The 25,436-nt window shown below is 44.4% G+C and carries 28 protein-coding genes; 16 read left to right on the top strand and 12 right to left on the bottom strand.

What is annotated here, in order from left to right:
* Window positions 1-407 precede the first annotated feature (407 nt).
* From GVO60_RS00875 to ureG, 7 genes are read left to right on the top strand one after another with little or no spacing between them, the layout of a single operon-like run.
* A complete protein-coding gene (locus tag GVO60_RS00875; protein ID WP_159650643.1) occupies window positions 408-1,250 on the top strand; it encodes an urease accessory protein UreD in 843 nt (280 codons plus the stop codon).
* Window positions 1,251-1,263: 13 nt separating this feature from the next.
* Window positions 1,264-1,566 carry an urease subunit gamma gene (ureA, locus tag GVO60_RS00870; protein WP_159650642.1) on the top strand — a complete coding sequence of 101 codons (303 nt, stop codon included), beginning with the start codon at window positions 1,264-1,266 and terminating at the stop codon, window positions 1,564-1,566.
* A gap of 11 nt (window positions 1,567-1,577) precedes the next feature.
* Window positions 1,578-1,901 (top strand): urease subunit beta, encoded by a 324-nt coding sequence (locus GVO60_RS00865; protein WP_159650641.1) that lies wholly within the window; start codon window positions 1,578-1,580, stop codon window positions 1,899-1,901.
* A complete protein-coding gene (gene ureC, locus GVO60_RS00860) occupies window positions 1,898-3,601 on the top strand; it encodes an urease subunit alpha (RefSeq protein ID WP_159650640.1) in 1,704 nt (567 codons plus the stop codon). Before GVO60_RS00865 ends, ureC begins: the two co-directional genes overlap by 4 nt.
* 59 nt (window positions 3,602-3,660) lie before the next feature.
* Window positions 3,661-4,131 carry an urease accessory protein UreE gene (gene ureE, locus GVO60_RS00855; protein WP_159650639.1) on the top strand — a complete coding sequence of 157 codons (471 nt, stop codon included), beginning with the start codon at window positions 3,661-3,663 and terminating at the stop codon, window positions 4,129-4,131.
* A 16-nt stretch (window positions 4,132-4,147) separates the two neighbouring features.
* Window positions 4,148-4,813 (top strand): urease accessory protein UreF, encoded by a 666-nt coding sequence (locus GVO60_RS00850; protein ID WP_159650638.1) that lies wholly within the window; start codon window positions 4,148-4,150, stop codon window positions 4,811-4,813.
* A 9-nt stretch (window positions 4,814-4,822) separates the two neighbouring features.
* A complete protein-coding gene (gene ureG / locus GVO60_RS00845) occupies window positions 4,823-5,443 on the top strand; it encodes an urease accessory protein UreG (RefSeq protein WP_159650637.1) in 621 nt (206 codons plus the stop codon).
* Window positions 5,444-5,520: 77 nt separating this feature from the next.
* Here the strand turns inward: ureG and GVO60_RS00840 are convergent, their stop codons facing one another.
* A complete protein-coding gene (locus GVO60_RS00840; RefSeq protein ID WP_159650636.1) occupies window positions 5,521-6,498 on the bottom strand; it encodes an AraC family transcriptional regulator in 978 nt (325 codons plus the stop codon).
* 99 nt (window positions 6,499-6,597) lie between these two features.
* On the opposite strand from GVO60_RS00840, the gene GVO60_RS00835 reads away from it, so the two are divergent.
* Window positions 6,598-7,062, top strand: a complete 465-nt coding sequence (locus GVO60_RS00835) for an anthrone oxygenase family protein (RefSeq protein WP_159650635.1) — start codon at window positions 6,598-6,600, stop codon at window positions 7,060-7,062.
* 42 nt (window positions 7,063-7,104) lie between these two features.
* Here the strand turns inward: GVO60_RS00835 and GVO60_RS00830 are convergent, their stop codons facing one another.
* From GVO60_RS00830 to GVO60_RS00815, 4 genes are all read right to left on the bottom strand, one after another.
* The gene (locus GVO60_RS00830) at window positions 7,105-7,935 is read right to left on the bottom strand and encodes a hypothetical protein (protein WP_159650634.1); all 831 of its coding nucleotides are present in this window, start codon (window positions 7,933-7,935) and stop codon (window positions 7,105-7,107) included.
* A complete protein-coding gene (locus GVO60_RS00825) occupies window positions 7,935-8,792 on the bottom strand; it encodes an ABC transporter ATP-binding protein (protein WP_159650633.1) in 858 nt (285 codons plus the stop codon). The genes GVO60_RS00830 and GVO60_RS00825 overlap by 1 nt, the downstream gene beginning before the upstream one ends.
* A complete protein-coding gene (locus GVO60_RS00820; protein WP_159650632.1) occupies window positions 8,789-9,160 on the bottom strand; it encodes a GntR family transcriptional regulator in 372 nt (123 codons plus the stop codon). The genes GVO60_RS00825 and GVO60_RS00820 overlap by 4 nt, the downstream gene beginning before the upstream one ends.
* A gap of 149 nt (window positions 9,161-9,309) precedes the next feature.
* A complete protein-coding gene (locus GVO60_RS00815) occupies window positions 9,310-9,828 on the bottom strand; it encodes an RNA methyltransferase (protein ID WP_159650630.1) in 519 nt (172 codons plus the stop codon).
* A gap of 170 nt (window positions 9,829-9,998) precedes the next feature.
* On the opposite strand from GVO60_RS00815, the gene GVO60_RS00810 reads away from it, so the two are divergent.
* From GVO60_RS00810 to GVO60_RS00795, 4 genes are all read left to right on the top strand, one after another.
* The gene (locus GVO60_RS00810; RefSeq protein WP_159650628.1) at window positions 9,999-10,568 is read left to right on the top strand and encodes a flavodoxin family protein; all 570 of its coding nucleotides are present in this window, start codon (window positions 9,999-10,001) and stop codon (window positions 10,566-10,568) included.
* Between the two features lie 193 nt (window positions 10,569-10,761).
* Window positions 10,762-11,268, top strand: a complete 507-nt coding sequence (locus tag GVO60_RS00805) for a DUF3087 domain-containing protein (protein ID WP_159650626.1) — start codon at window positions 10,762-10,764, stop codon at window positions 11,266-11,268.
* Between the two features lie 194 nt (window positions 11,269-11,462).
* Entirely contained in the window at window positions 11,463-11,879 is a 417-nt protein-coding gene (locus tag GVO60_RS00800) for a GFA family protein (protein ID WP_159650624.1), read from the top strand.
* A 198-nt stretch (window positions 11,880-12,077) separates the two neighbouring features.
* Window positions 12,078-12,497: a VOC family protein gene (locus tag GVO60_RS00795; protein ID WP_159650622.1), complete on the top strand. Its 420-nt coding sequence runs from the start codon at window positions 12,078-12,080 to the stop codon at window positions 12,495-12,497.
* 1 nt (window position 12,498) lies between these two features.
* Here the strand turns inward: GVO60_RS00795 and GVO60_RS00790 are convergent, their stop codons facing one another.
* The 6 genes from GVO60_RS00790 to GVO60_RS00765 form a co-directional block, all read right to left on the bottom strand.
* Window positions 12,499-13,461, bottom strand: coding sequence for an endonuclease/exonuclease/phosphatase family protein (locus GVO60_RS00790; RefSeq protein WP_159650620.1), 963 nt, complete (start codon window positions 13,459-13,461; stop codon window positions 12,499-12,501).
* Window positions 13,462-13,610: 149 nt separating this feature from the next.
* Entirely contained in the window at window positions 13,611-13,949 is a 339-nt protein-coding gene (locus tag GVO60_RS00785; RefSeq protein ID WP_159651400.1) for a thiamine-phosphate diphosphorylase, read from the bottom strand.
* Between the two features lie 378 nt (window positions 13,950-14,327).
* Window positions 14,328-15,728 carry a class II fumarate hydratase gene (locus GVO60_RS00780; protein WP_159650618.1) on the bottom strand — a complete coding sequence of 467 codons (1,401 nt, stop codon included), beginning with the start codon at window positions 15,726-15,728 and terminating at the stop codon, window positions 14,328-14,330.
* A 16-nt stretch (window positions 15,729-15,744) separates the two neighbouring features.
* On the bottom strand, window positions 15,745-16,125 hold the full coding sequence (locus GVO60_RS00775; protein ID WP_159650616.1) for a hypothetical protein: 381 nt from the start codon (window positions 16,123-16,125) through the stop codon (window positions 15,745-15,747).
* Window positions 16,126-16,237: 112 nt separating this feature from the next.
* Complete coding sequence (locus GVO60_RS00770) at window positions 16,238-18,079, bottom strand: putative bifunctional diguanylate cyclase/phosphodiesterase (protein WP_159650614.1); 1,842 nt, start codon at window positions 18,077-18,079, stop codon at window positions 16,238-16,240.
* A gap of 114 nt (window positions 18,080-18,193) precedes the next feature.
* Complete coding sequence (locus GVO60_RS00765) at window positions 18,194-19,081, bottom strand: LysR family transcriptional regulator (RefSeq protein WP_159650612.1); 888 nt, start codon at window positions 19,079-19,081, stop codon at window positions 18,194-18,196.
* A gap of 115 nt (window positions 19,082-19,196) precedes the next feature.
* Here GVO60_RS00765 and GVO60_RS00760 point away from each other — a divergent pair, with 115 nt between their 5' ends.
* From GVO60_RS00760 to GVO60_RS00750, 4 genes are all read left to right on the top strand, one after another.
* On the top strand, window positions 19,197-20,372 hold the full coding sequence (locus GVO60_RS00760; RefSeq protein WP_159650610.1) for a multidrug effflux MFS transporter: 1,176 nt from the start codon (window positions 19,197-19,199) through the stop codon (window positions 20,370-20,372).
* Window positions 20,373-20,434: 62 nt separating this feature from the next.
* Entirely contained in the window at window positions 20,435-20,788 is a 354-nt protein-coding gene (locus tag GVO60_RS00755; protein WP_159650608.1) for a hypothetical protein, read from the top strand.
* Window positions 20,789-20,857: 69 nt separating this feature from the next.
* Window positions 20,858-20,992 (top strand): hypothetical protein, encoded by a 135-nt coding sequence (locus GVO60_RS22620; protein ID WP_263971432.1) that lies wholly within the window; start codon window positions 20,858-20,860, stop codon window positions 20,990-20,992.
* Window positions 20,993-21,490: 498 nt separating this feature from the next.
* Window positions 21,491-24,706 carry a glycosyl hydrolase family 18 protein gene (locus GVO60_RS00750; protein WP_162596530.1) on the top strand — a complete coding sequence of 1,072 codons (3,216 nt, stop codon included), beginning with the start codon at window positions 21,491-21,493 and terminating at the stop codon, window positions 24,704-24,706.
* A gap of 71 nt (window positions 24,707-24,777) precedes the next feature.
* Here the strand turns inward: GVO60_RS00750 and GVO60_RS00745 are convergent, their stop codons facing one another.
* Entirely contained in the window at window positions 24,778-25,401 is a 624-nt protein-coding gene (locus tag GVO60_RS00745; protein WP_159650605.1) for a glutaredoxin domain-containing protein, read from the bottom strand.
* Window positions 25,402-25,436: the final 35 nt, after the last annotated feature.

Below are 25,436 nucleotides of genomic sequence, written 5' to 3'. Positions count from 1 at the left end.
TAATTGTAGCAATAGCAATGAATATAGATATTCTCTCTTATTGTTTAGGTTATCAGGTGTGCATAATTAATCTAAATATAATGAGCTGATTCTGAAATGTAATGACATTAAATGTTGGTGTATAGTTTCTTCGAGAGAGGCTAGGGCATATGAATATGTCGAATTATGCAACTTCTTGATAATTTTAATACACCCATAATTATTAAGAGGCTGTATTTAGTATGTCTTTAAACTTTGCCAATGAGTTTAACCTAGCCGCTCTCCCTTTCTTCTAGAGATACCGAACTTCAATTAATTACTCTAGATGCCTTCTTTTATATTCCTAAACATGAGCAGCGGATTTGCCCACGCCTGTGATCCTGTTTCGGTTTGTTTCGATTTACATTGTTCATTATTTTGGGGGGCGAATGTCAGTTTTATCCAATCTGAATGAGGGGTGGGCTGCGGAAATTCATCTGCACTATCAAGTGAAGCGAGGAGTAACTCGTCTTACGCATCGGCAGCAAACGGGTCCTTTGATGGTGCAGCGGCCCTTTTATCCAGAAAAGGGCATCCCACATACTTACCTGCTGCATCCCCCTGGAGGTGTTGTCGGTGGTGATAGCCTTGATATTCATATCAATGTTGCTGATTCTGCTCACGCTCTTGTTACTACTCCGGGGGCAACAAAGTTTTATCGAAGTTCTGGTCATCTAGCACAGCAGAGGCAGAATTTAGAAGCAAGTCAGGGTGCTGTACTAGAGTGGTTACCACTCGAAAATATATTCTTTCCCGCAGCCAACGTTGCTTTGAACACAGAGATTAAGTTGCATTCGTCATCGCGCTTTATTGGTTGGGAGATGCAGTGTTTTGGTCGTCCAATGCTTAATGAATTATTTAGTCACGGGGCTATCAAAGGGCGAACACGAATATATATTGATGGGCTCCTGACTTTAGCTGAATCAATGAACGTACAGGGCGGTCAAAATCAGGCTGCGGGGATGCGCGAATTTCCCATGCTAGGCAGTCTATATATATACCCGGCGACAGACGAACTCAAATCAAAATGTCTGGAAGAATTAAACATTTCACCAATTGTGAAAGGTGAAGATATTGAGTTTGGTATTACAGATGTCGATGGGATATTGGTTATTCGGGCACTTGGGTTTCAAACGGAGCCTATAGCAACAGTATTTATTCAATTGTGGAAAATATGCCGAGAATATTGGTTTGGATATATTCCTGAAATACCGAGAATTTGGGCGACTTAAATAGAGAGTTAATATGGAATTAACACCAAGAGAAAAAGATAAATTACTCCTGTTTACAGCAGGTTTGGTTGCAGAGCGTCGCCGAGCAAGAGGCATTAAGCTGAACTACCCAGAAGCCATTGCATTAATTTGTTGTGAAATTATGGAAGGGGCTAGAGAAGGTCGCACCGTTGCTGATTTGATGAATTATGGCCGCACGGTACTCACTGCTGAAGATGTTATGGAAGGAGTGCCTGAAATGATCAAAGACGTACAGGTTGAGTGCACTTTCCCTGACGGAACCAAGCTCGTATCAATCCATGAGCCGATTGTTTAGGGAGCGACGCAATGATTCCAGGTGAAATCAAAGTTAATCACGAGTTAGGTGACATTACTTTAAATGAGGGGCGTCAAACAAAGACTTTGAGGGTCTCCAATTTGGGCGATCGTCCCATTCAAGTTGGATCTCATTATCACTTTTATGAAGTAAACACATCTTTAGAGTTCGAACGTGAAGAAACACTCGGGTATCGATTGAATATCCCTGCGGGTATGGCAGTTCGCTTCGAGCCAGGTCAACGAAGAACAATTGAATTAGTCGAGTTTAGCGGCAAGCGTGAAATTTATGGTTTCCAAGGTGCCGTGATGGGAAAACTACAGGAAAAACAATGAGTAAAATTTCGCGTCAGGCGTATTCAGATATGTTTGGGCCGACGACTGGCGACAGTGTACGCCTTGCTGATACCGAGCTATTTCTCCAAGTAGAACAAGACTTCACAACCTATGGTGAGGAAGTGAAGTTTGGCGGCGGTAAAGTCATTCGGGATGGAATGGGTCAAAGTCAGGTGACGAATGAACACTGCGTTGATGTTTTGATCACCAATGCGCTGATTCTTGATCATTGGGGCATTGTTAAAGCGGATATCGGTATTAAAGATGGCCGCATTATGGGCATCGGTAAAGCCGGTAATCCGGATGTTCAGCCCAATGTGGATATCGTTATTGGGCCTGGGACAGAAGTGGTCGCGGGTGAAGGAAAAATTATCACAGCAGGTGGTATTGATACTCACATTCACTTTATTTGTCCGCAACAAGCGGAAGAAGGGTTGTCTGCCGGTTTAACAACATTCATTGGTGGCGGCACTGGCCCTGTCGCTGGCTCAAACGCCACGACAGTGACACCTGGTGTATGGAATATGCACCGAATGCTAGAAGCGGTGGATGAGTTGCCGATTAACGTTGGTTTATTTGGTAAAGGCTGTGTGAGTAAGCCAGAAGCAATCCGTGAGCAAATCGCAGCGGGCGCGATGGGGCTTAAACTTCATGAAGATTGGGGCGCTACACCTGCAGCAATTGAGAACTGCTTGTCTGTCGCTGATGAGATGGACGTTCAAGTCGCGATTCACTCTGACACCTTGAATGAAGGTGGCTTTTACGAAGAGACAATGCGCGCTATTGGCGATCGAGTGATTCATGTTTTCCATACTGAAGGCGCAGGCGGTGGACACGCGCCTGATGTTATTAAGTCTGTCGGTGAAGCGAATATCATCCCAGCATCAACCAATCCAACGATGCCTTACACGATAAATACAGTCGACGAACATCTGGATATGTTGATGGTTTGCCATCATTTGGATCCTTCTATCCCTGAAGATGTCGCGTTTGCTGAGTCTAGAATTCGTCAAGAGACGATCGCTGCTGAAGATATTCTCCATGATCTAGGGGCGATCTCTGTGATGTCCTCAGATTCCCAAGCTATGGGACGCGTTGGTGAAGTGATCACCCGTACTTGGCAATGTGCAAATAAAATGAAGTTGCAACGAGGCACCATGGAAGGTGATAGCGCCCACAACGATAATCATCGTTTAAAGCGGTATGTGGCTAAGTACACGATTAATCCTGCCATTGCTCATGGTATCGCGCACGAGGTGGGTTCGATAGAGGTTGGAAAGTTGGCTGATATCGTCGTGTGGGATCCCGCTTTCTTTGGTGTAAAACCATCTTTGGTTCTGAAGAGTGGTTTGGTGGCCTATGCGCCAATGGGGGACATCAACGCAGCTATTCCAACGCCTCAACCAGTGCATTATCGACCAATGTACGCTTGTTTTGGTAAAGCGAAATACAAGTCATCAATGATCTTCATGTCCCAAGCGAGTATCGATGCCGGAGTACCTGAGGCACTGTCATTGAAGAGCCAAGTGGGTCGTGTTCAAGGCTGTAGAAATATCACCAAACAAGACATGGTACACAACAACTATGCGCCAAATATCGAGCTGGATTCTCAAACCTATGAAGTGAAAGCGGATGGCGTGCCATTGGTGTGTGAACCCGCGACGGAATTACCAATGGCTCAGCGGTATTTCTTGTTCTAAACGTAATAATTCCAAAGACTCCTTTGGCGAATAAGGCCAAAGGAGAGAGGTAACATGACATGATTCAATTTACTCAAATAGTGAATGTCGATGAGGGTGCTCAAACATCTAACGAACAGCCTGAGCTCTCTTTGTGTTTAACCATGAATGAAAGAACCAAAAGCCGTTTGAAAGTAACGTTAAGTGACGGGCAAACAGCTGGGCTTTTTCTGCCGAGAGGTTCGGTATTAAAAGAGGGTGATTGGGTAAAAGCTGATAGCGGTGAAGTTGCTGTGATCAAAGCGGCAGAAGAGATGGTCTCTACAGTATTTTCTGATGATCTCTTGTTGTTGGCAAAAGCGTGTTACCACCTTGGCAATCGACACGTCCCTTTGCAAGTTGAGCAGGGCTGGTGTCGATACCTACACGATCATGTATTAGACGATATGGTCAAAGGACTTGGTTTAGGTGTTCGTGTCGAACGAGCGACTTATCAGCCAGAACCCGGCGCTTATGGTGGATCGAGTGCAGGTCACGGGCATCATCACTAAGCCGATAGGGGAGAATATGTTAACCGATCTTCGTCTGTATCAACTGGTGAGCCCGTCGCTGCCTGTTGGATCGTTTACCTACTCACAAGGATTGGAGTGGGCGATAGAAAAAGGCTGGGTTCATAATGTTGAAACGCTTTCTGACTGGTTGACGACGCAACTGATGGAGAGTTTAGCGACTTTAGAGTTACCTGTGCTAATGGAGCTTCGATGGCTTTTGGCTCAAGGAAACCGAAGTAAAGCGCTTGGGTGGTGCAACTTTATCATTGCGAGCCGAGAAACCAAGGAATTGCGCTTAGAAGAAAAGCAACGCGGTGCGGCGTTTGCAAAACTTCTTCCTCAACTTGGCGTAAATCTGGATGAAGAAACGAGGGAAATGGTTAAGCAGACACAAGTAGCGGCTTTCGCAATCGCCGCTATTAAATGGGATATTCCTCCAGTGAAACTGTGCCTCGCCTACGCTTGGGGCTGGTTAGAGAATGCTGTGATGGCAGGAGTTAAGCTGATTCCATTGGGGCAAACTGATGGTCAAAAGCTTTTGCTCAGACTTGCCGATCTGATTCCGGAAGCAGTCAACAAGTCCAGACACTGGCCCTGCGAAGATATTGGTAGCTTTACAGCGGCCCAAGTGATCGCCAGTTGTCGCCATGAAACTCAATATACACGTCTATTTCGTTCATAAGGATGCTTTATGCAAGACTATAAACAGCCACTACGCATTGGTGTCGGTGGCCCTGTTGGCTCAGGTAAAACAGCCTTACTTGAAATTCTTTGTAAGACCATTCGCGATCAGTTTCAAATAGCGGTGGTGACTAATGATATCTATACGCAAGAAGACGCCAAAATATTAACCCGCGCGAAAGCGTTAGAAGCGGATCGTATTATCGGTGTTGAAACGGGAGGCTGCCCACATACCGCCATTCGTGAAGATGCGTCGATGAATCTTGCGGCGGTAGAAGAACTAGCAATGCGCCATAATAATCTTGATGTGGTATTTGTTGAGAGTGGTGGTGATAACTTAAGCGCGACATTTAGCCCAGAATTGGCAGACCTTACCATCTATGTGATTGATGTCGCTGAAGGTGAGAAGATCCCGCGTAAGGGAGGGCCTGGTATTACTCGCTCTGACTTGCTTGTGATTAATAAAATTGACCTTGCGCCTTATGTTGGGGCTTCGTTAGAAGTTATGGAAGCAGATACAGCGCGTATGCGACCAGAAAAACCTTATGTGTTTACCAATCTAAAAGAGGGCGTAGGCCTTCAAAAAATTATCGATTTCATCATTGATAAAGGCATGCTCACACAAGCATAGTGACACGTCATCTTCCTTCCTTTAGTAAAACGGTCTCTGGTATGAGGCCGTTTTATTTAAACCCAGCCAGCCTTCGTTTAGTGCTCTTCCTGTGTAAAGCGTCTCTTTGTTTTAGACGGTGGCTCTCCAAATCTTGATTTATACGCTCGGCTAAGTGCCGCTTCTGATTTATATCCGACATCGAGCGCTACGTTGATTATGGGCTCATTGCCGCTTTGTAAACGTTCACGCGCGAGATTCAAACGCCACTCAATCACATACTGTTTCGGCGTTTGACCTAATACCTGCTTGAAGTACTCGATAAAACGGGTCCTCGACATGGCCGATAAACGAGCAAGCGTATCAATATCTATATCGTCAGAAGGGGAGGTATGGATTTTATCTAATGCGCTAGCCAAGCGTTTATCACTGTATGCAAGCAACCAGTTGGTGGTGGATGTTTGCATTCGAGCTATCCACGCTCTGATGCATTGTAAGATCAGAATATCCGCCAACTTTGGGACGATAAACTCTGTTGCGAATTGTTCGTCTAAGGTCTCTTGTTGAATGGCTTCTATCATATTGACGAGCAAAGGATAGTTGGAAGATTGCGTGGAGATAACAATGTACTCCGGCATGGATTTTATGATGGAAGCTGTCACCTCATTTTCGAATAGAACAGTTCCGCATATTGTGGTGGTTAATGCTCCTTGGCCATTTGAGGTCAGCTTTTCGTAATGATCAGTTATTTGCTCAAGGTTGTGCTCAAACAAATCAGTGGCAGTAGAGTGCTGAGTATCGACGATTTCATGCCCTGTACCATGAGGGATTAAGACAAAGTCGCCGGGCATAAGCTGAACGTGTTGACCAGAGACAGACACAAAGGCCTCCCCATCCAGAACTAGATGAAACATGGTGCTCGATGGAATCGCGGGCATTTTAAGCCCCCAAGGTTCTCGAAGTAACGCGTGGGTATAAAAGACACGCTGCATTTTGAGCTGTCCAAGCGGCGCACTGCTCGATTGACGCTGTTGGCTGAACTTGCCACTGTTTATCGCTTGTTCTAGGTCTGCCATTTGGTACGTTCTGCAAATAAAAAGAGACTTAATGACAACTATATATCAGCCTCTTTTGATTAAATAGTCGCCAGCGAGTGATTATCTAAGGAGAGCCGAATGTTAGAACCACTAGTCATGACCTTAAGCCTAGTTTCAGCAGTAACAACAGCGATGCTGGCGGGGCTGTATTTCATTTTTCACAATACGGTTATGCCAGTATTTAAAGATAAAGAGGGGGCACTGATGATGCAGCGAATTAACGATGTGATCATCAATAAGCAGTTTCTGCTGATCTTTGTCCTATCACCGTTAACCAGTCTTGGCGCAATGTTGCTAGGTTTGATTGATGGTCAACTGTCTACAACAGATGTGGCTTTGTATGGCTACATATTGGCGATATTGGCTTTTATGATTACCGCAACGCGCAACGTCCCTCTTAACAACGAACTGAAATATGCATCAGGAGATGTGAGCCAAATATGGAAAAAGTATGTGCAGCAATGGGGAAGTTGGAATGCTAAGCGCTGCTACCTGTCGTTGATGTCTAGTCTCTTAGTGGTCGGGCAGTTTGTTTATCATTAAAGAATCAGACAAGTGAGATGAGCTCACTTGTCTGATTTTAGGTTAGTTGACTGTGCGACTGAACTTCAGGCTAGCTGTCCAAGCAAGTACACCGATAAATGCATAGATAGCCACATTTATCCAGCCTGCCGCAGGTATCGCGCTAAATGGATTTGGCGCTAGAATTGCGTGTAGTGGCAGGTAGAAAATCTCTGAAAAGAACTGATCGATATGGTAATCACCGAACAAAGCGATTGGCATCCAGCGCAGTGCGTAAATGGCAACTAACAGAACTAGTAGCGGAGAGTTAACTTTCTGAGAAATCGCCATTGCGGTTAACGCCAAAGGCAGAAGCAACAGGCCCGCGACGATCATTCGCAATAAGAACTCACCCCAATGCAAAACCACGTAAGCTAACGAGGCTTGGCGAAACAGAAGCGCCAATTGTTGCTCGGTCGATACGTTCAGTAGCCAAAGCATGAAGTCGGCAAAAAATACCAAACTCGAGCAGACTAACGGAATCACGAGCAAACCAAAGGCGAGTTTGACTAAGTGAGTCTTTACATCACTGACTGGCATGCTACGCCAAAACATAATGCTGCCTTCGGAGCGTTCTTTTCGTAGTGTTCTCGGGAAGTATTGAGTTCCAAGCAGGATCGAAAGTAAGCCAATCCCACCAGTGATGAGCATGTTGATATCGTCACCCATTTCGAGGTGGATATCACTGACGCTGCCATTTACGCTCATTTGGAAAAACATGTTGTGTTGCAAGTTGGAACTGCTGAGTAAGCTAATGAATAGCAATACACCACACGCGAAGATAAATAACGGAATGCGAGTGACAAGTGGGTTTTCAATCCACTCTTTATGCAACATAGCGATGATAGAACCCATTACGCTGCCTCCTTCTGTAAAGCTAAAAATAGATCCGCGAGTTTGACACCGTAAATGTCGCCAAAACCTTCTACTTGCGCAGCATATTGGGATGAAAGTAACCACTTAGTGGTCCCTAGACCTTTTTGAGAGGAGAGTGGATTCATCGTTTCAATTTGAGCTCGATATTCGTCATTGGCATCAAGAATGAAGTAATCATCGCTGATACTTTCCATCGATGTCTGGAGAACGGTTTGGCCCTGTTTGAGGATCAATACGTCCGTCAATAAGTGCTCTATCTCTGACACTTCATGGCTAGTAATGATTAATGCTCGTTCACCGTCATGGAACCACTCCAACAAGTGACGATAAAAAGTGTCGCGATAGACCAAATCCAAGCCAAGTGTCGGTTCATCCAAGATTAGGATTTGAGTATTGGTCGCAATGACGATGGCAAGGTGCAATTGTACCTTCATGCCTTTAGATAACGTCTTGATACGCGCTTTGGGTTTAATGTCGGTTTGCTGCAAAAGCGCTTCGGCTTTACTGCGATCAAAGTTTGGATGGACACCTTGGGTATAGCTGAGTAATTGGCTCACTTTCATCCAATCGGGCAGCACGTTTACATCGGATATGTAGGAAAGGCTTTGCATGATCTTGTCACGTTGCATCATTGGTTCAAAACCGTTGACGCGAATCGTGCCTTGATACTCGTGCGCGCCAAGTAGAGCATTAATTAAGGTCGATTTGCCTGCACCGTTGTGGCCGAGTAAGCCGAGAACTTGACCAGCCTGAAGTTCAAAGCTGATATCTTGTAGAGCTTCTCCCTTTTGACGATACTGCTTGGAGACGTGTTTTACACTGACTAATGCGCTCATTGGTCACCTTCAAAGTGTGGTTTTAGTTGCTGGATGAACTCGTCAAGAGACATATCGAGACGTTGTAACGTTATGGCGATTTGAGGAATTTGTTGTTCTAGGAAGCGGGCTTTTTCATCAGCGAGCAATTGTTGCTTGGCCCCCTCAGAAACAAACATACCTTGGCCTCGTCGCTTTTCTACGAGCCCTTCATCGACCAATAACTGATAGCCTTTCATCACAGTTAAATGATTGATTTTCATATCCGCTGAAACACTGCGTACTGAGGGCAGCGCTTCGCCTTCTTGCCAGACTCCCTGCAGAATTTGCTGCGTGATCTGGTCAGCTAACTGACGGAAAATCGGTTGGCGATCGTGCCAATGCGTCATAGCGGGTTTCCTTAGCTGAGTTGGTGTTATATCTATGTATAACACTATAGTTCTAAAATAGGAAGAGGGTTAATGGCAAGAAGAGGAATGTAAGAGCTTATAGAGTGATATAAGCTCTTGAAAAAAGTGATAATTCGACGGGGGAGAGATTAAGCGATGCTTTTAACCGTTAAGCGGTTTTTGTTGTCGCGGTTTGCTGTAATTTGCTTGTGGTCGTCGATAGTACCTAATGATTTTGCAAGGCGATCGTACAGTACTACGTTCACGGTCGCAGCAAGATTCATACAGCCATTGGTTGGGATGTAAACCACGTGATGGGCTTTATCGACCACCTCTTGTGGCAGTGAGCCATCTTCTGGCCCAAATACATAAACTGCTTTTTCTGGGTGCTCGAAGTGAGGCAACGCAGTAGCTCCGACGGCCAGTTCCACACAAACGATTTCAACATCGTTTGCTACCTCTGCGGTGAGGTCATCCATCTCAATTAAATTGATACGCTCACGGCTATTCTTAGTATCAGTCTGGAACTTAACCGCACGATTGTAGCGGGTACCATTGTAGCGAACTTGTGTCGCATCATAGCAGCCGGCAGCGCGCATCACGGCACCGACATTGGTTGGATTCTTCGGATTATACAGGCCAATAATGACCGTTGACTCTGTTGTCATTTCTATTGTTCTACTTAATGGTATTGCTAGCTAAGAGTAAAGACTCGTTGAATGGCGAGCATGATACTGAGTTTTAGAAAACTTTGCCTAACTTATTGTTGACCTCGACCTACCTTGAGGTTTTAGCCTACAGCAACTCTCTTAACATAACTTAATGAAAGGACGTTATTGTGGCTAAAATTGCGATTATCTATTTTACAAAAACAGATATTACAGGGCAGATTGCTAAGGCGATTGCATCAGGTATCGAACAGCATAAAGGGATTGATATTCTCTCTCATCGAATTGAAGGAAAGGAAATTGTCGAGGGCCGTTTTGTGAATGATCCGTTGATGGATTCACTGGCAGATTGCGATGCGATCATTTTTGGTTCACCAACTTATATGGGTGGAGTCGCAGCCCAGTTTAAGGCATTTGCAGATGCGAGCAGCGAATCTTGGGTTCATCAGAAGTGGGCGAATAAAGTCGCCGCAGGGTTTACCAGTGGTGGAGCGTTAAATGGCGATCAATCAAGCACTTTACAATACATCCAAACTTTAGCTGGGCAGCATGGCATGGTTTGGGTGGGCTTAGATAAAATTACCGATTCTGGTGAGCAAAAAATCAATCGCTTAGGCTCCCAAGCGGGTGTGGTATCTCAAGGGATTGATGGTGAAGTACACGCTTCAGATTTAGCGACTGCGCAATATCTAGGCCAAAGAGTCGCCGGTTTGGTCAGCAAGCTAAGTCGTACGATTTGATTCAGGCGTTTAACTTAATCTTTCTATAGGGCTGCCCAGCGTTGTAAATACGTTGGGCGCTTTACTTTAGAGGAGGTAGCTCTAAACGCTTTGCAACAAAATAACCGATTTTAACTGGTAAGAATCTGTATAATTAGCGGCCTGAAGATGAGGGTTCGTAAGATAGAACCTGTCGCTAACTAATGGATTTATAATGCAATTACAAAATATTGATAAGCAGCTATATCGTTCCCGTCTTAATGTCGTCATTGTCGCTTGTATTGCCGTGTTAGCGATACTGAGTTTAGCAATATCGCAAACTTTGATCTTAATCTTTCCTGCTGAGTCCGGCTCCCACTTTCATTGGAATTTATTCGGTGTCATTGTGAGTGCGATACTGGTTGTCACGACGCTTCTAAAACTGAAGTCTCACCCAAAAATGAAAGAAGTCGCTTACGTTTGGGACCTCAAACAAGCGTTGAACTTGATCTACAGAAAGAACAGAAAGCTTCTTGCCGCTGCAGAAAAGGGTAACGTCGATGCAATGCTCGCGCTGCAATTTAGTTATCAAGGCTCTCGTCAATTGTGGCAGCTGGATGACAACACCATCACGATTAACAGCCTTAACACTGCGCAAGCTCAACTGGATAAGTGGGTAGAAGAGTTTGGTATTACCTTAGACATAAGTCGTTATGATTCTGAGGTGCTTAAGGCGTTTTAAGTCACTGCAATCCACAATAATTAGTTTTACCGTCCCAATACTGACGAGATATCACAAAGCTTGACTGTGTTTATATACAGTATTTTGATGCTGAGTTACTATTTGTTGGTCAGTAAGTAGGTTAGCGACTGCCCGTTAGCCTGCTAATAACCAAACAAACAATAAGTGGTTGGCTAACCATTAAGGTGACTCTCATGGCCCATTCTGAAACAAGCTGTCTTTGCGGTGCGGTAAAAATTACAGCCGAAGAAATCAATCCAAAATTTACTGTCTGTCACTGTCAATCTTGCCGAACTTGGGGCGGTGCGCCTTATTTTGCTGTGCAATGCGGCACTAAGGTGATAATTGATGGTGAAGAAAAAGTAAAGTTATTCCAATCCTCCTCTTGGGCATCACGCGGTTTTTGTACTGAATGTGGTACTCATCTCTTTTATAAGCTTAAAGCGACAGGCGAGTACAACATGCCTGTGGGTCTGTTTCCTCAGTTGGAAGGTTTGGAAATGGATATGCAATACTTTAGTGATGCACGTCCAAGCTATTATTGTTTCGCCAATGAAACCAAAGAAATGACAACCGCTGAGATCATGGCTTACTTCGCTGACAAGATTTAGCCGGCTTTATCATTGCTAGCTCCTAATCTTGGGGCTAGTCGGTTTCCAATCTCTCCCTGTAAACCCTGCTGCAATTCATCTCTTTGTCGTTCGTCTCAATATTTTTTAAATAAATTGAATTTTGCTCTTTACCTCAACTTAGCTTGAGGTATTAGCATGTTCTACGTTGTCTAGGAAAAGTCTTTTAAGGAGAAAGCAATGATTCAACTGGAGCATGTAAACCTTGTAGTTAAAAATATCCCTGAAATGTTGAAGTTCTACCAAGCCGCGTTCCCCCATTGGTATGTTCGTGATGAAGGAAAAGGCGAGTGGAGTGGTAAGCCTCGTAACTGGCTTCATTTTGGCGATGAGTATCAATACATTGCGTTGAGCGATCATGGTGAAGGAGAGAACCGAGATCTCGATGGACACCAAGTCGGATTTGCGCATTTTGCTTATGTAACCGATAACATCGATGCAGTGATTAGCCGGTTGGTTGAAGCCGGATTCCCAATCGCTAAACCAGGTGCCGATGAGCCGTATCGTAAGAACATTTACTTTTTAGATCCGGCAGGCTTTGAAGTGGAATTTGTCGAATATATGAGTGATGATCCTAAACTGCGTAACCTTTCAAGCTAAGTTAGTCGAGCTCACTTAAGACGAAGTGGACCGTCATTGAAACAAAGGCATGGTCACTTGCGTATCTGTCTTTTTCAAAGCTTGGGTTGATTAAGTGAGCATTGAGTGTTTGATAATCGACAATATCAGCCAGAGAGTAAGGTGAATCTGGCTGAAATTCTTGTGAAACCAGTAAGTAGTCCAGCACATTCCCTTTCGCAAAGTGGTAGTGGGTGGGCTGGCGGCATGCGTCTTTGTTATTGCGATTCAAAATGGACCAGCTGTCTTGTAGCGTGAGCTTTTCTGAACTTTGATTGATCTCTCTAGTAAGTAGCCCAGTAATGCTGCTGTCTAATGGCTCGTTCATATCTCCCATCAATACGCATGGAATAGGATGGCGCTGGTATTGGTGTTCCATAAATAATCGTAGCATGATGGCTTCCCATCCACGCTGCTGCGCCGATACCCACTGCCCAACGAGGGCATGTTCCTGTTCAGGGTTGCTGCTTTCGCTGGCACGTTGTGACTTTAGGTGGCAAACATAGCAAGCGATCTCGCCGATTTCTGGCACATTAACCACTGCATAAATTGGTTTACGACTGAATTGCGGGGTTGGGATTTGGTAGCTATCAGATATCCATTCTAATGGTCTTACCGCTTCGACATGTTTAATCGGGTATTTTGATGCCAATGCGACGACAGGGTGCGAGTAGATATACTCGTCTGCTACCTGCGGTTGGTCTACCACAGCAAAGTACTTATAACCCATTTGCTTAAACAAGATCTGAGTGGCTTCAATGCTAAATACTTCTTGCAGCCCAATAATGTCAGCGTCTAAGGCTTCTACGTGCTTTTTCGTCCACGCACATTTCCCTTGCCATGCCTCTTGCTCATAGATGTTTTCAAAATCATAAAAAGCGTTGGGCGGTTCGACAAAATTAAATAGATTGGCGGTCGCAAAGGTAAGGGTGTTGTTGTTTTGCAATGAGTAACCTCGATCAAAGCACAATGTACTTATTGTTCAGTGTAAACAAAACGGCGCGAAGTTTCTGCAATAGAATGTAGGTGAGATATTAACAGGGAATAGAAGTAAGGCGGTGATATTGGTCACCGCCTTTTTAAAATCAATAATAATCAAATGCAGATAGCAACGGTGCCAGCAACCATTAGTGCGATGGCGACATACCAGAAGTATTGAGTGGTTGAGTCTGCCACATTGCCTCTGATGTAGTTCACTTCTTCAGTTGCTGTTGTCACGAACTCATTGTAATCAATAGAGAGTTCGCTACGTGCTTCTTTTAACTCCGCTTGTAACTTGTTGAATGCGTTATCGATAAAGTCTTTTACTTCATCCATTGCGTCGTTAGCAAATGATAGGTTGTTCCATACTGCCATACGTGAAGCATACTCGCTTTCACCGACTAAGTTTAATACGCGTAAATCGTATTCACGTTTAGTGCGTTCTTTACCCATTTTTTGTGGGTTAATGCTTTTTAATTTGTTCACAACAAATTCTCCAAAAAATTCGATTAGATAGATTAGAGCGTCTAATGGCTCAAAAAGGTGAAGAACCGAAGTTCAAAGGGGGCATCTAAAAGAGAGTTGGATTGCGATAACCTTTTGATATTGAGTTGGTAACCGCGACACATTTAAAGAGCGAGTTGAGTCATTTCTGAATCAGCGCGGGCATAGTAGAGAGTTAGCAAATCTCTCGCAACTAACTGATTTTACCTAAACGATAAATATTATTTATGGGCAAAATCGGTGCGCAATATAGTAAATGGAAAGAGCAAATATGAAGATAAAAGCGATACCAAAGACCTTGATATCGCTTGTCATTGCGCGGGTCAGTTAGTCGGCAATACCACCTTTAGTGAGCTGTGTTGGTTCTAGCAATCGAGTGAGCGTTGCGCGGTCGAGATCGGTCTCTTCTTCAGCAACATCTATGATCGCTCGGCCTTGACTGTATGCTTTCTTTGCTATGTCTGCGGCTTTTAAATAACCAATGACCGGGTTTAATGCCGTGACCAAAATAGGGTTGCGTGCCAATGCGATTTGCAGGTTATCTTCGCGAACTGTAAATGATGCAATTGCCTTATCGGCCAGAGCTAATGCAGACTGGGTTAATAACTCAATGCTTTCAATAATATTGTGCGCGATTACTGGTAGCATCACATTGAGTTGGAAGTTACCAGACTGACCTGCGATGGTGATCGTTGTGTCATTGCCGATCACTTGCGCTGATGCCATTGCGGCGGCTTCAGGGATCACGGGGTTAACCTTACCTGGCATGATTGAAGAACCAGGTTGCAATCCTTTGAGTTCAATCTCTCCTAGGCCAGCGAGTGGACCTGAGTTCATCCAACGCAGATCATTGGCGATCTTCATTGTTGCTACCGCAGCTGTTTTTAGTTGTCCTGAAAGTGCCACAATTGCATCTTGAGAGCTCAAGTTGTAGAAGAAGTTGTCGCTCGCAGTGAACTGAACATGGCTTGCTTGAGATAAATTATCTGCAAACGCTTTGGCAAATCTTGGATCAGCGTTAATTCCTGTACCGACTGCGGTTCCTCCTTGAGCAAGCGCTTTAAGGGCGTTGAGGCTATTTACGATACCTTGTCGAGCTTGTTCAATTTGAAACTGCCATCCACCCAATTCTTGGTCAAAGGTAACAGGCATCGCATCCATTAAGTGAGTACGGCCTGTTTTTACGATATGACCAATTTCTTTGCGTTTAGCTTCTATAGTGTGGATCAGGTGGTCGAGCGCGGGCAGCAGTTGTTTTTCGATGGTGATAGCGGAGCTTAGTTGAATGGCTGTTGGTACAACATCATTACTACTTTGCCCCATATTAACGTGATCATTTGGGCTGACGTTGGCCCCAGATATCTCACTGGCGATTGTCGCGATCACCTCGTTGGCGTTCATATTTGAACTGGTTCCAGAGCCAGTCTGAAATACATCGATAGGAAATTGGTTAGTGTGCTCACCATCAATAATCGATTGGGCGGCATTGGCGATGGCATTGGCGATGTCGCCTTCTAGCAAACCTAACTGTGCGTTGGTAAGTGCTGCGGTCTGCTTAATATAAGCGAGCGCTTGAACAAATGCTTTGGGCATCTGATGATTGCTGAATTTGAAATTGTCGACAGCGCGCTGCGTTTGAGCTTGGTAAAGTGCATCGCTAGGGACTTGGACTTCCCCCATGCTGTCTCGTTCAGTACGAAAATGTTGAGGGCTGCTAGGTTGAGTCATTTTTAATCCTTCTGTTTTAGTCGAGTGGCGCTTGGATACGCTGTAATTGTTGTTGTAGTAAAAAGAACTTGATATCGCCATCTTCCCAATGGAAGTAAAACCGTTTCAAGCAAAGTAGTGGCGCGTGAATCGAGTCTAGACAGTAGCGGCGAAATGTAGGGCTTCGACGAGAGTCTTGAATCGCATCCAAAAGATTGAAATAAAGCTGTCTAAGATAAAGCTCACACAGCAGGTTGTTTTCATGAGGTGAACCATGCTCGTAGTATGAACTTAAATTCATCGTCCATTGAATATACTCTTGTATGACATCAGGTTCGAACCCACTGGCAGTAGAGGAATCTAAGAAGCGGTCTTGTGATTTAAAATAGCCATTATAGAGAAGATTAAGACATAGCATGATAGAGTCTCAAATTAACATTTAATGATAATTATTATCATTTAAAGGGCGTAAATCAACTCTGATTTAGTTGTGGAAAGAAAAAGAAGCGGCTAGCAACAGGGGAAGAAAGCTAGCCGTTGGAAGCGATAGGCGGGATTTGGCTGAAAGGCTCTTGCATTAGAATGATGTCCTCAGGTAGTTCTGGTCGGGAAAAGTAATAGCCTTGAATTTGCTCGCATCCCATGGCGTAGAGCTTTTCAAGAGCCTCTTGATCTTCGACACCTTCAGCAACCAAACTAACTTGAAGCTGTTTGGCGAGTTGAATAATTAACCAGACGACACTTTCAGCCGTTTCGTTGCTAAGCATGTTGCGAATAAAGGTGGCATCAATCTTAATACAATCAATAGGGTAGCTATGGATGTAGTTAAGACTAGAGTAGCCTGTACCAAAGTCATCAAGCGCGACGGTAAAGCCCAACAGTCTTAGTTTATCTAGAATGATTTTCACCTCTTTTGTTCTAGATAGTAGAACGGTTTCTGTCAGCTCAATGGTGAATTCATCTGGGCTGAACCCATATTGGCTAATAGTTGCTAACAGGTGTTGAAGATAACGGTTGGCGTTGTTGAGCTCATGAGCTGAGCAATTAAGCCCCAGTTTTACCTTGTGATTTAAGCCTTGTTCTAAAGTTTTTTTAGCTTCACAAGCAAGCTCAACGATTCGCTCACCCAGTTCGATGATCAGGCCAGATTGCTCAGCGGCTTCGATGAATTCGATAGGGGAGATAGCCCCAAGTGCTTCACTATTCCAACGAGCGAGAATTTCAAAATAAGTCCATTTATCAGAATTTCGACTAACGATAGGCTGCGCCACGACATAGATTTCATTGTGTTGCGTTGATTTGTCTAATTCACTACGAAGTGCATCGATCACCATTGCTCGTCGGTAGTATTGGGCACTTAGGTGAGTGTCGTAGCATTGAATGTTGAGCTGTCGAGATTGTTTACATTCTTTTAATGCCAAGCTTGCGTTCAACATGATTTGATCTGCACTCAAGCTATGAGAGTTATGTCTTGCAAGTCCAATGCTGACTTTGACTTTTATATTGTGGGCTGGGTCTCGATAGCCCTTTTCTAACTTACGGATGATTTGGTTACATAGTTCAAAGGGGTCGCCAGACATAGAAATAAAGGCAAACTCATCCCCGGCGATTCGAAATGAAAGCTGTTTGTCTTTGGTTGTTTCTTCGATGGTATTGGCAACGAATTTGATGATTTGGTCACCAATGTAATTCCCATAGAGGTCGTTAATGGATTTGAAGTTGTCGATATCAACATAAGCAAGCGTGAATGGGTTATTGCCTACTTCTGTGAGTCTTTCTAGTTTGTCTGCAAGGAAACTACGATTGAGCAGCCCCGTCAGATTGTCGTGCGAGACTTCATAACTAAGCTGATTGACCAAACTATCAGAGCGAGCTGATAACCATTTTGCTCTAAGATTATGGACGACAAGTCGGGCGAATAACTTGTGATAATAGATCATTTCTTGAGGGTCGATGAGAGCCCGGTTGAAAGTTGATAGTAGTACGCCAAGAACTTCGCCTTGTTCCGAACGCAGTGGGATACCAAGGTAAGCTTGTAACCCTTGCTCCTGTAAATAGTGATCGTCAGGGAACTGCTCGCATACATTGTTTTCATATAGCACAAAGTCGAGCTCAGATTTACTTACAACGGCACAAGGTGTCCCTGTCAGTGAATACTGGATGGAGGATTGTAGTTGATCTCCACACGCAAAAGATAATGTTGTCGCTCGAGTATTAAGTCGATCGATTTCTATTAGACATGTGCAGTTGCTTTTGTAGTGTTTATGTAGCAATAGAGTCGCTTCATCTAGCAACTCTGAACCATCTAAACTCAATGTACGGTTGATAACATCTAAGCTTATCGATGGGATAAGTGTCGTATTCCTAGCCATATCAAGAACCCATATAGAGTGATTTAAATCACATGTTGTTAGTATTGGTTCAAATTAAATATGGTACAGGTGGCATAGGATGGCAAATGGAAATGAATAATATTCAGCGTGAAATTAGTCGCTATTCTCTTTTGCTAATCGCTGTTTTAAATAGTCGAGGAATAATTTGGTGCGAGTATGTTGATAATCCAGTTTAGGATAGTAGGCATATACAGTGGCTTCATCGGCGGTAATGTCCGGAAGAATCCGTTTAAGCGTACCGTTTTTTAAGTCTTCTTTGATCATGACATCATTGGTGACAAGCACGCCCATATTGTTTTTGGCAGCATGGAATAGTGCTTCTGGGTTAGTTGTCGCGAAGTTTCCTGACAAAGCCAGACGTTGCCCGTTCGTTAATTTGATTTCTCTATGGGTCTTCTCTCCCCACACCAGCGCATTGTGCTGCGCCAATTCTTCAGCATTGGCAGGCTCCCCATACGTTTCTAGGTAAGCTGGAGACGCATAAAAACCTGCTTTGTGTTCAAACAGAGGTGTTGCTTTGAAGCTTAATGAATTTAATTGCTCCAATTCGCGACTGATGAATAAATCTAGGCTGAGCTCCGGCAGCTGACCTGGCGTGGTTGTGATCAACTGGATACGTATATCGGGATACATTTGCAAAAAGTCGTTGAGGTACTGAACCAAGAACTTGGAACCTACCGCAAGGGTTGCGCCAATCTTTAATAGTCCGGCAGGACTTTGGCTGACGGAGCGAGTTTCATCAACAATTGACTGCCAGCCTTCTAACTGTACTTTGGCTCGTTGGTGAAAGAGTGCGCCCGCTTCTGTCTGGGTAACGGTTCTTGTTGTGCGCTTAAGTAATTGCACACCGATTCTTTCTTCGAGCCAGTGAATGCGCTTTGAAATGGCTGAGCTGGTGGTGTTCATTTTACGAGCTGCACCATTGAAGCTGCCTTCATCAACGACTCGAATATAACTTTGAACGCTCTGTAGCCAATCCATAACCCACCTTTATTGATTCTTACTGGGAACTAATCAGTTTCCAATCCAACATATTATCTTTTGCTAGTGCCTAATTTACACTGGTTAACATCAAGTTTAAATAAGGGGGAGATAAATGAAGAAAACACCAATTCTGCTTGCGATGATGATCATTGCAACAGGTCAAGTCGGTGTCAGTATTTACTTGCCATCGTTGCCTCTTATTAGTGAAGCTTTAAATGCAAGTCATGCTGAGATCCAACTTCTTGTGACCCTATTTTTAGTCGGTTTTGGCGCTTCTCAACTCTTTTACGGCCCTCTGTCTGATTCAATTGGTCGTCGCCCCGTGTTTTTATTAGGCCAAGGGATCTATTTAGTCGGTACTATCCTTTGTGTGGTGTTTGCGGATCAGTTATCAACACTCATCTTGGGTCGTTTGCTCCAAGGTTTAGGAGCTGGTAGTGCATCGGTATTGGGTCGCAGTGTTTTGCGTGACAGTTATGATGGCCCACAACTCACTAAAGCGCTTTCCTATATATCCGTTACTGCTTCGATCATGCCTATCATCGCCCCTGTTTTTGGTGGTTGGATGGCATTTTATCTGGGGTGGGAAGCGGTGTTTGTTTTTGTCCTCTTATACTTAGCGGCGATCTTCACCCTTGGCTATTTTGTACTACCAGAAACAAACAGTGGTATTCGTTCATTCAATATCATTGAAGTGGTGAAAAACTACGGGCAGTTGCTTACCAACAAGCAGGTGGTAAGCAGTGCGAGTTACAACTGGATCAGCTATTTAGCGAGTTTAGTTTCGCTCTCTGTGATGCCGTTTATTTTGCAAAATCAACTTGGCCTAACGACGGCGGAGTACGGTTCGATTATGATCATCCCGTCGGCGGGTTTAATGATTGGGAGTGTGTCGTTAAACATATTGAATCGATATTTTTCGACAGTCCAATTGTTAGGTTTGTCGATTATGCTGATGATGTCTGCTGGCTTATGGTTACTGCTTACCGACACGACGCTATTCAACTTAATTTGGGCGTTTACATGGCTTACTATCGCTCAAGGTCTTTCGTTTCCACTTTCCATCAGTATGCTGCTTGAACCGCACAAGCGACAAGCGGGGGCAGTATCGGCTTTATCAGGTTCTATCCAAATGTGTTTAGCTGGATTATTTGGAGGGTTCTTGGTCGAACACTGGGTACAGAGTCAATGGGCAATGGGTGTCTTTTATCTACTGTGCGCAAGTTTGATGGGGTTTGTACTGTTCGCCTCCGCACGTCGAACAGCGATGCCGCAAGAGTTTGCTTGAAAGGCAACCGATGATTGATACAATGCGCGCAGAATTTGTATATACCCATTGAGGTTTCCGGTATGGAACAGAAAGAATTTGAGCAGCTAGTTAAAGAACTTTGTCAGAAAGAGAATCTGCCTCAGGCACTTGAGATGCTTAAAGCAGTTGAAGATCAAGAGATTGCTGAAGCGGCACAATCGCTAGCAGGTCAGTTCGCATTGGCGGAAGTGGAAGGCGAAAAGCGCATCTATCACGTTACAATTCAAGAGAACGAGCAAGGTGAAGAGCAAGAGTTCATTGAGCATGTTATGAATGAAGGTGACGATGTGATTGGATTTGTCGCTTGGTTCTTTGATGCAATGTTTGAAGTAAAACGCAAAGAGACGTATCAAGCTGCAGGCAAAACTTATCAACAACCTAAACGCGCAAAATAATGTGATTTAGATCTTGTTTTTGTTCTAATTGTGATTAAAATCACGCTCCTTACTATCGAGGAGATAAAGATGAATCACGAATTAGGCAATGCATATCTAGGTCAAATGATCGCAAAACAAGCAATGCATGAAGCATTGTATGGTAAGCCTAAAGCGAAGAAAGCATCATTCATTAAGCGTATGATGAAGAAGATGGCAAAGTAATCGCAGCCAGTGAAACGGAATTTTGAAGAGCCGGAGATCAGCAATGATCTCCGGCTTTTTTGTGCCTGTTATTCTCGTTGAGTTAGTTTTCACCCAGTCGTTTGGTTTCTCATTCCAACAAGCATTGCTGATGACTTGAGCTAGTTGTAACAGCATGTTTCTAAGGTGTTGAATCATCGTGCTTTCCAGTTGATTTTCGCTGCTTTGTCAACTCAAGCTTCTAATGGCAAAGAGAGAAATAATTTGTCCAACATGGCGCACACTTTTGCGATCCTGAATGAGTTTCACACTTTCATGTCAGGTGAATGTCTGCTTGCGGTTTGTCATCTATTTGGCACTAAAAGACGCTTTATTTTTGGCACTTTTCATACCTTGAATCTAGAAATATTTTGTTACATCCAATGGCTGCATGGTAAAAAAAGTTCGCCCATATAATGCGGCACTTTTTATTGTTGCATGTATAAGTCATTAATTATGAAAAAGAATACTATGGCTCTTTTGCCAAGCGTGCTTGCACTAGCCATCGGGATGGCACTGCCTGCTGCTCACGCCGCGGTTACCGCAGAGGTTTCTATCAATGGTTCTGAAAGCCAGTGGTGGAATACTTACCAAGTCACTCTGACGAATGATGGTTCCAAGCCTATTGAGTTAAAAAATTCAAAGGTTGTGTTTGATTCAAATCTTTCCATGTCTGCGCCTTCTTGGTCTGCACAAGGTATCAGTTACCCGGGAATGAAATTCTCAAGCAATGCTCAAGGTGACGTGTTTAGCAATACTTTAGCGCTGACTTTTGATGATGGTAGTTGGATTAAATCTCAGTTGCACGCTGGTGATAGCATTGCGTTAACACTTGGTGTGAGTGGCGTGCTTGATCTGGCTTTGCTACAAGAGTCGATTCGATTGATCGCTGATGATGAAGGTGAAGTGGGTGACCCTGAATTGACTCTTCAGTTAGCTTCGCCTGTTAGTGGCGCAGAGTTTGAAGAAGGTCAATCAGTAGCGATGCTTGCCAATGTAAAAGCAATCAATACCAGTATTAAGTCAGTGACTTTCTATGTTGATGGTGAGCAAGTCTCAAGCCTGAATCAGACACCTTTCCAAGCGAATTGGGTCGCGGTGGGTGAGGGTTCTCATGTCATCAAAGTGGTTGCGGAAGATGAATCTGGTTTAACTCAAGAGCAGGCTGTAACTATTTTAGTTAAGGCTGAAGAAGTGGAGCCGCCAGTAGAACCTGAGATCCCTGTTGCACCTGTGGTTGAGTTGACCAACCCTCGCAATGGTCAAACAGTGTTCGTTGGTAAAGTGACGACTATTTCGGCGAATGCTTCAGATGAAAACAACGACCTTGAAGCGGTGGAGTTCTTTGTTAACGGCGCATCGATAGGGCGCATTACACAGGCTCCTTATCATGTGACATGGTCACCATCTGAACTTGGTCACTATATGATTGAAGCTGTCGCTTATGACGCTGCCGGTCATCAAACCCGCACTCGAGAAATCACTGTTTCTGCTGAAGAGTTAGGCACTGGTGGCTTAAGCTGCGATATCAAACAAATCTATCGTGAAGACGGTACCGAGTGTATGGGTGATGATCATCAACGCCGCATTATTGGTTACTACACGTCATGGCGTACAGGTAAGAACGGGCTTCCGGCTTATTTAGCAGATGACTTACCTTGGGAAAAGCTGACACACATCAACTACGCGTTTGCGAGCATCAACAAAGATGACTACAGCATGCAAGTTGATGACTCTGCGACCAAGATGACATGGGAAGGTGTTCCTGGGGCTGAAATGGATCCGTCTCTACCATATCAAGGTCACTTTAACTTATTGAGCAAGTTCAAAAAGCAATATCCTGATGTAAAAACACTTATCTCTGTTGGCGGTTGGGCTGAAACGGGCGGTTTCTATCCAATGACTACGGATCTTGCGTCTTGTTCAGTGAACATGGAAGGCATAAAAGCATTCAATAAGTCCGCGGTAGAGTTCATTCGTAAATACGACTTTGATGGTGTGGACATTGATTATGAATACCCATCATCAATGAAAGACTCAGGCAACCCAATTGACTTCGAAGTATCGAACAAGTGTCGTGGCCAGTTGTGGGATAACTACATGGTGCAAATGACGGATCTTCGTAAACAGCTTGATGAAGCCGGTGAGCGAGATGGTCGTCGTTATATGTTAACCATTGCTGCGCCGTCATCGGGTTACTTGCTGCGCGGTATGCAAGATTTCGCCATGCAAGATGTGTTGGATTTCGTCAATATCATGTCTTACGACCTGCACGGAACGTGGAATGAGTTCGTTGGCCCTCAAGCGGCGTTGTTTGACGATGGTAAAGATGCGGAACTGGCAAAGTGGGGTGTTTACTCGACTGAGCAATATCAAGGTATCGGCTATTTGAACCAAGCTTGGACTCACCATTTCTTCCGTGGTGCGTTTAAACCAAGTCAGATCAACATGGGGATCCCTTATTATACTCGTGGTTGGCAAGGGGTATCTGGTGGTGACAAAGGTCTTTGGGGGCGTGCAGTAGAGCCGAACCAGTCGACTTGTCCTGAGGGTACAACCGTATGTGGTTGGGGCGCTGAAGGTACCGATAATATTTGGCATGACGTTGATGCGAATGGCAATGAAATCAAAGCAGGTGTTGCGCCAATGTGGCACGCGATGAACTTAATGCATGCACAAGAGCTCGGTATTGATGGTATGCCAAGTTACGGCCCAGATTGGGGAATGGACCCGAATGAACCTAAAGATCTGATTGAAGGTGAATATGAGCGTGTTTGGAGTGAAGAGCTACAAACCGCGTGGCTTTGGAATGAAACTAAGAAAGTGTTCTTGAGTATCGAAGATAAAGATTCATTAAAGCCGAAGCTCGATTACATTGTCGACAATGGACTTGGCGGCATGCTCATTTGGGAAATGGCGGGTGACTATTCTTACGATGCAGTTAAGCGCGAATACGTCATGGGTACGGATATGACATCTTACGCTCATGAGGTGTTTGCCGCAGCAGATCCAATGGATATTCGTCATAATGACTTACCAGAGCCAGACTCAGTGATTGATGTAGCAGTATCAACAACAGACTGGCCGGAGGGGGATAGCAACTACCCAATCAACCCAACACTTGTGTTTAAGAACAACTCAGAAGTTTCGATTCCTGGTGGATCAACGATTGAGTTCTTAATGCCAACGTCGACCGGTGATTTGGTGAAAGACTGGAGTGGTGCAGGGCTCAAAGTGGTTGAAAGCGGACATACGGGTACAAACTTTGCTGTAAACGGTGAAAAGAAACTGTTCCATAAAGTAGCATTAACGCTGCGTGCAACAGAATCGATTCCTGCTGGTGGTGAATACTCGATTGCTATGGTCTATTACACGCCAGTGTCGGGTGTCGCTAACGGTGTGCGTTTTATCGTCGGAAAAGAAACCGTTGGTTTGAAGAAAGACTTCCCACTACTGCCTGATTTTGAAGGGGCTACAGATGGTGGCAACGGTGGCGAAGGTGGTATTGGTCAATCTTGTACTGATGCTGGCATCAACCCTGAAGGCATGAAGGTGTACCCTGATTTCCCTCGTGGAGACCACGCTGCAGGCGGTGATCAATTAATTCACAGTGGTTCAGTGTGGCAAGCGAACTGGTGGACGAATACCGTGCCATCGTCTTCTGACAGTTCGTGGAAAGCAGTGTGTAAGATCTAATTAGAGATCGCAGATAAAATAAAGCCCAACCAATAAGGTTGGGCTTTGCTGTATTTGAAGTATAGATTTCGTTAACCGACAGAGGTTTGGTTGTCGTCTAAGCTGACGACGTTATCCGGAACCTTGTTTAGCCCTTTTTCTTCAAGCCATGCAGCTAAGTTATCTGCACCACCAATGTATTGACCTTCAAGCCAGATCTGAGGAACGGTCACAGGTGTTTTCTCACCAATAATCGCTTTCACTTCCGGAATCATTCGATACAAGGCTGCGCTCTCTTTGACGACATCGTGGTATTGGTATTCAATGCCAGCGTCGTTAAGCATTTTCTTCGCTTTCACACAGTATGGGCAAGTCGCTTTACCATAAACAATGTTGCCTTTGAGCGTGTCACGTTTAGTCCACTCTTTAATCACAGATTGAACCAGCACACCTCGGTTAAGTGCTTCACCTTGACTGACTACTTTGCCTTCAATCATCAAGATTGGTGCATGCCAAGCGCCAACTTTTAGTGGTTCCCACCAGTGAGAGAGCCAATCTTTCACTTCTAACTCAATGGGTACATCTGCAAGCTCATTCTCAAATGTGTCTTTGAGAATATCTTTGGTTAGCGTACATTCGCCACAAGGGATTTTGACACTGAATGGTCCCCAGCTTCCGCCCCAACGATAGAGTGTAATTTTGATTGGATCTGTCATAGAGGTTTCTCCCTTGATGGCTCTCACTAGTCACT

The organism is Vibrio atypicus, from assembly GCF_009811315.1.
In the GTDB taxonomy this organism is placed as follows: Bacteria; Pseudomonadota; Gammaproteobacteria; order Enterobacterales; family Vibrionaceae; genus Vibrio; species Vibrio atypicus.
The sequence above is the reverse complement of the archived record's forward strand: the minus strand, read 5'-3'. Positions and strand labels throughout refer to the sequence as shown.

Bases quoted from the DNA above. Each gene is read 5' to 3' on its own strand.
- GVO60_RS00805 (WP_159650626.1), top strand. From the start codon at position 10,762: ATGCAATTACAAAATATTGATAAGCAGCTATATCGTTCCCGTCTTAAT.
- GVO60_RS00830 (WP_159650634.1), bottom strand. From the start codon at position 7,935: ATGGGTTCTATCATCGCTATGTTGCATAAAGAGTGGATTGAAAACCCA.
- GVO60_RS22620 (WP_263971432.1), top strand. From the start codon at position 20,858: ATGAATCACGAATTAGGCAATGCATATCTAGGTCAAATGATCGCAAAA.
- ureE (WP_159650639.1), top strand. From the start codon at position 3,661: ATGATTCAATTTACTCAAATAGTGAATGTCGATGAGGGTGCTCAAACA.
- GVO60_RS00835 (WP_159650635.1), top strand. From the start codon at position 6,598: ATGTTAGAACCACTAGTCATGACCTTAAGCCTAGTTTCAGCAGTAACA.
- GVO60_RS00780 (WP_159650618.1), bottom strand. From the start codon at position 15,728: ATGACTCAACCTAGCAGCCCTCAACATTTTCGTACTGAACGAGACAGC.
- GVO60_RS00760 (WP_159650610.1), top strand. From the start codon at position 19,197: ATGAAGAAAACACCAATTCTGCTTGCGATGATGATCATTGCAACAGGT.
- GVO60_RS00770 (WP_159650614.1), bottom strand. From the start codon at position 18,079: ATGGCTAGGAATACGACACTTATCCCATCGATAAGCTTAGATGTTATC.
- ureC (WP_159650640.1), top strand. From the start codon at position 1,898: ATGAGTAAAATTTCGCGTCAGGCGTATTCAGATATGTTTGGGCCGACG.
- GVO60_RS00825 (WP_159650633.1), bottom strand. From the start codon at position 8,792: ATGAGCGCATTAGTCAGTGTAAAACACGTCTCCAAGCAGTATCGTCAA.
- GVO60_RS00840 (WP_159650636.1), bottom strand. From the start codon at position 6,498: ATGGCAGACCTAGAACAAGCGATAAACAGTGGCAAGTTCAGCCAACAG.
- GVO60_RS00815 (WP_159650630.1), bottom strand. From the start codon at position 9,828: ATGACAACAGAGTCAACGGTCATTATTGGCCTGTATAATCCGAAGAAT.
- GVO60_RS00865 (WP_159650641.1), top strand. From the start codon at position 1,578: ATGATTCCAGGTGAAATCAAAGTTAATCACGAGTTAGGTGACATTACT.
- ureA (WP_159650642.1), top strand. From the start codon at position 1,264: ATGGAATTAACACCAAGAGAAAAAGATAAATTACTCCTGTTTACAGCA.
- GVO60_RS00775 (WP_159650616.1), bottom strand. From the start codon at position 16,125: ATGCTATGTCTTAATCTTCTCTATAATGGCTATTTTAAATCACAAGAC.
- GVO60_RS00765 (WP_159650612.1), bottom strand. From the start codon at position 19,081: ATGGATTGGCTACAGAGCGTTCAAAGTTATATTCGAGTCGTTGATGAA.
- GVO60_RS00785 (WP_159651400.1), bottom strand. From the start codon at position 13,949: ATGGGTAAAGAACGCACTAAACGTGAATACGATTTACGCGTATTAAAC.
- GVO60_RS00800 (WP_159650624.1), top strand. From the start codon at position 11,463: ATGGCCCATTCTGAAACAAGCTGTCTTTGCGGTGCGGTAAAAATTACA.
- GVO60_RS00875 (WP_159650643.1), top strand. From the start codon at position 408: ATGTCAGTTTTATCCAATCTGAATGAGGGGTGGGCTGCGGAAATTCAT.
- GVO60_RS00755 (WP_159650608.1), top strand. From the start codon at position 20,435: ATGGAACAGAAAGAATTTGAGCAGCTAGTTAAAGAACTTTGTCAGAAA.
- ureG (WP_159650637.1), top strand. From the start codon at position 4,823: ATGCAAGACTATAAACAGCCACTACGCATTGGTGTCGGTGGCCCTGTT.
- GVO60_RS00850 (WP_159650638.1), top strand. From the start codon at position 4,148: ATGTTAACCGATCTTCGTCTGTATCAACTGGTGAGCCCGTCGCTGCCT.
- GVO60_RS00795 (WP_159650622.1), top strand. From the start codon at position 12,078: ATGATTCAACTGGAGCATGTAAACCTTGTAGTTAAAAATATCCCTGAA.
- GVO60_RS00745 (WP_159650605.1), bottom strand. From the start codon at position 25,401: ATGACAGATCCAATCAAAATTACACTCTATCGTTGGGGCGGAAGCTGG.
- GVO60_RS00820 (WP_159650632.1), bottom strand. From the start codon at position 9,160: ATGACGCATTGGCACGATCGCCAACCGATTTTCCGTCAGTTAGCTGAC.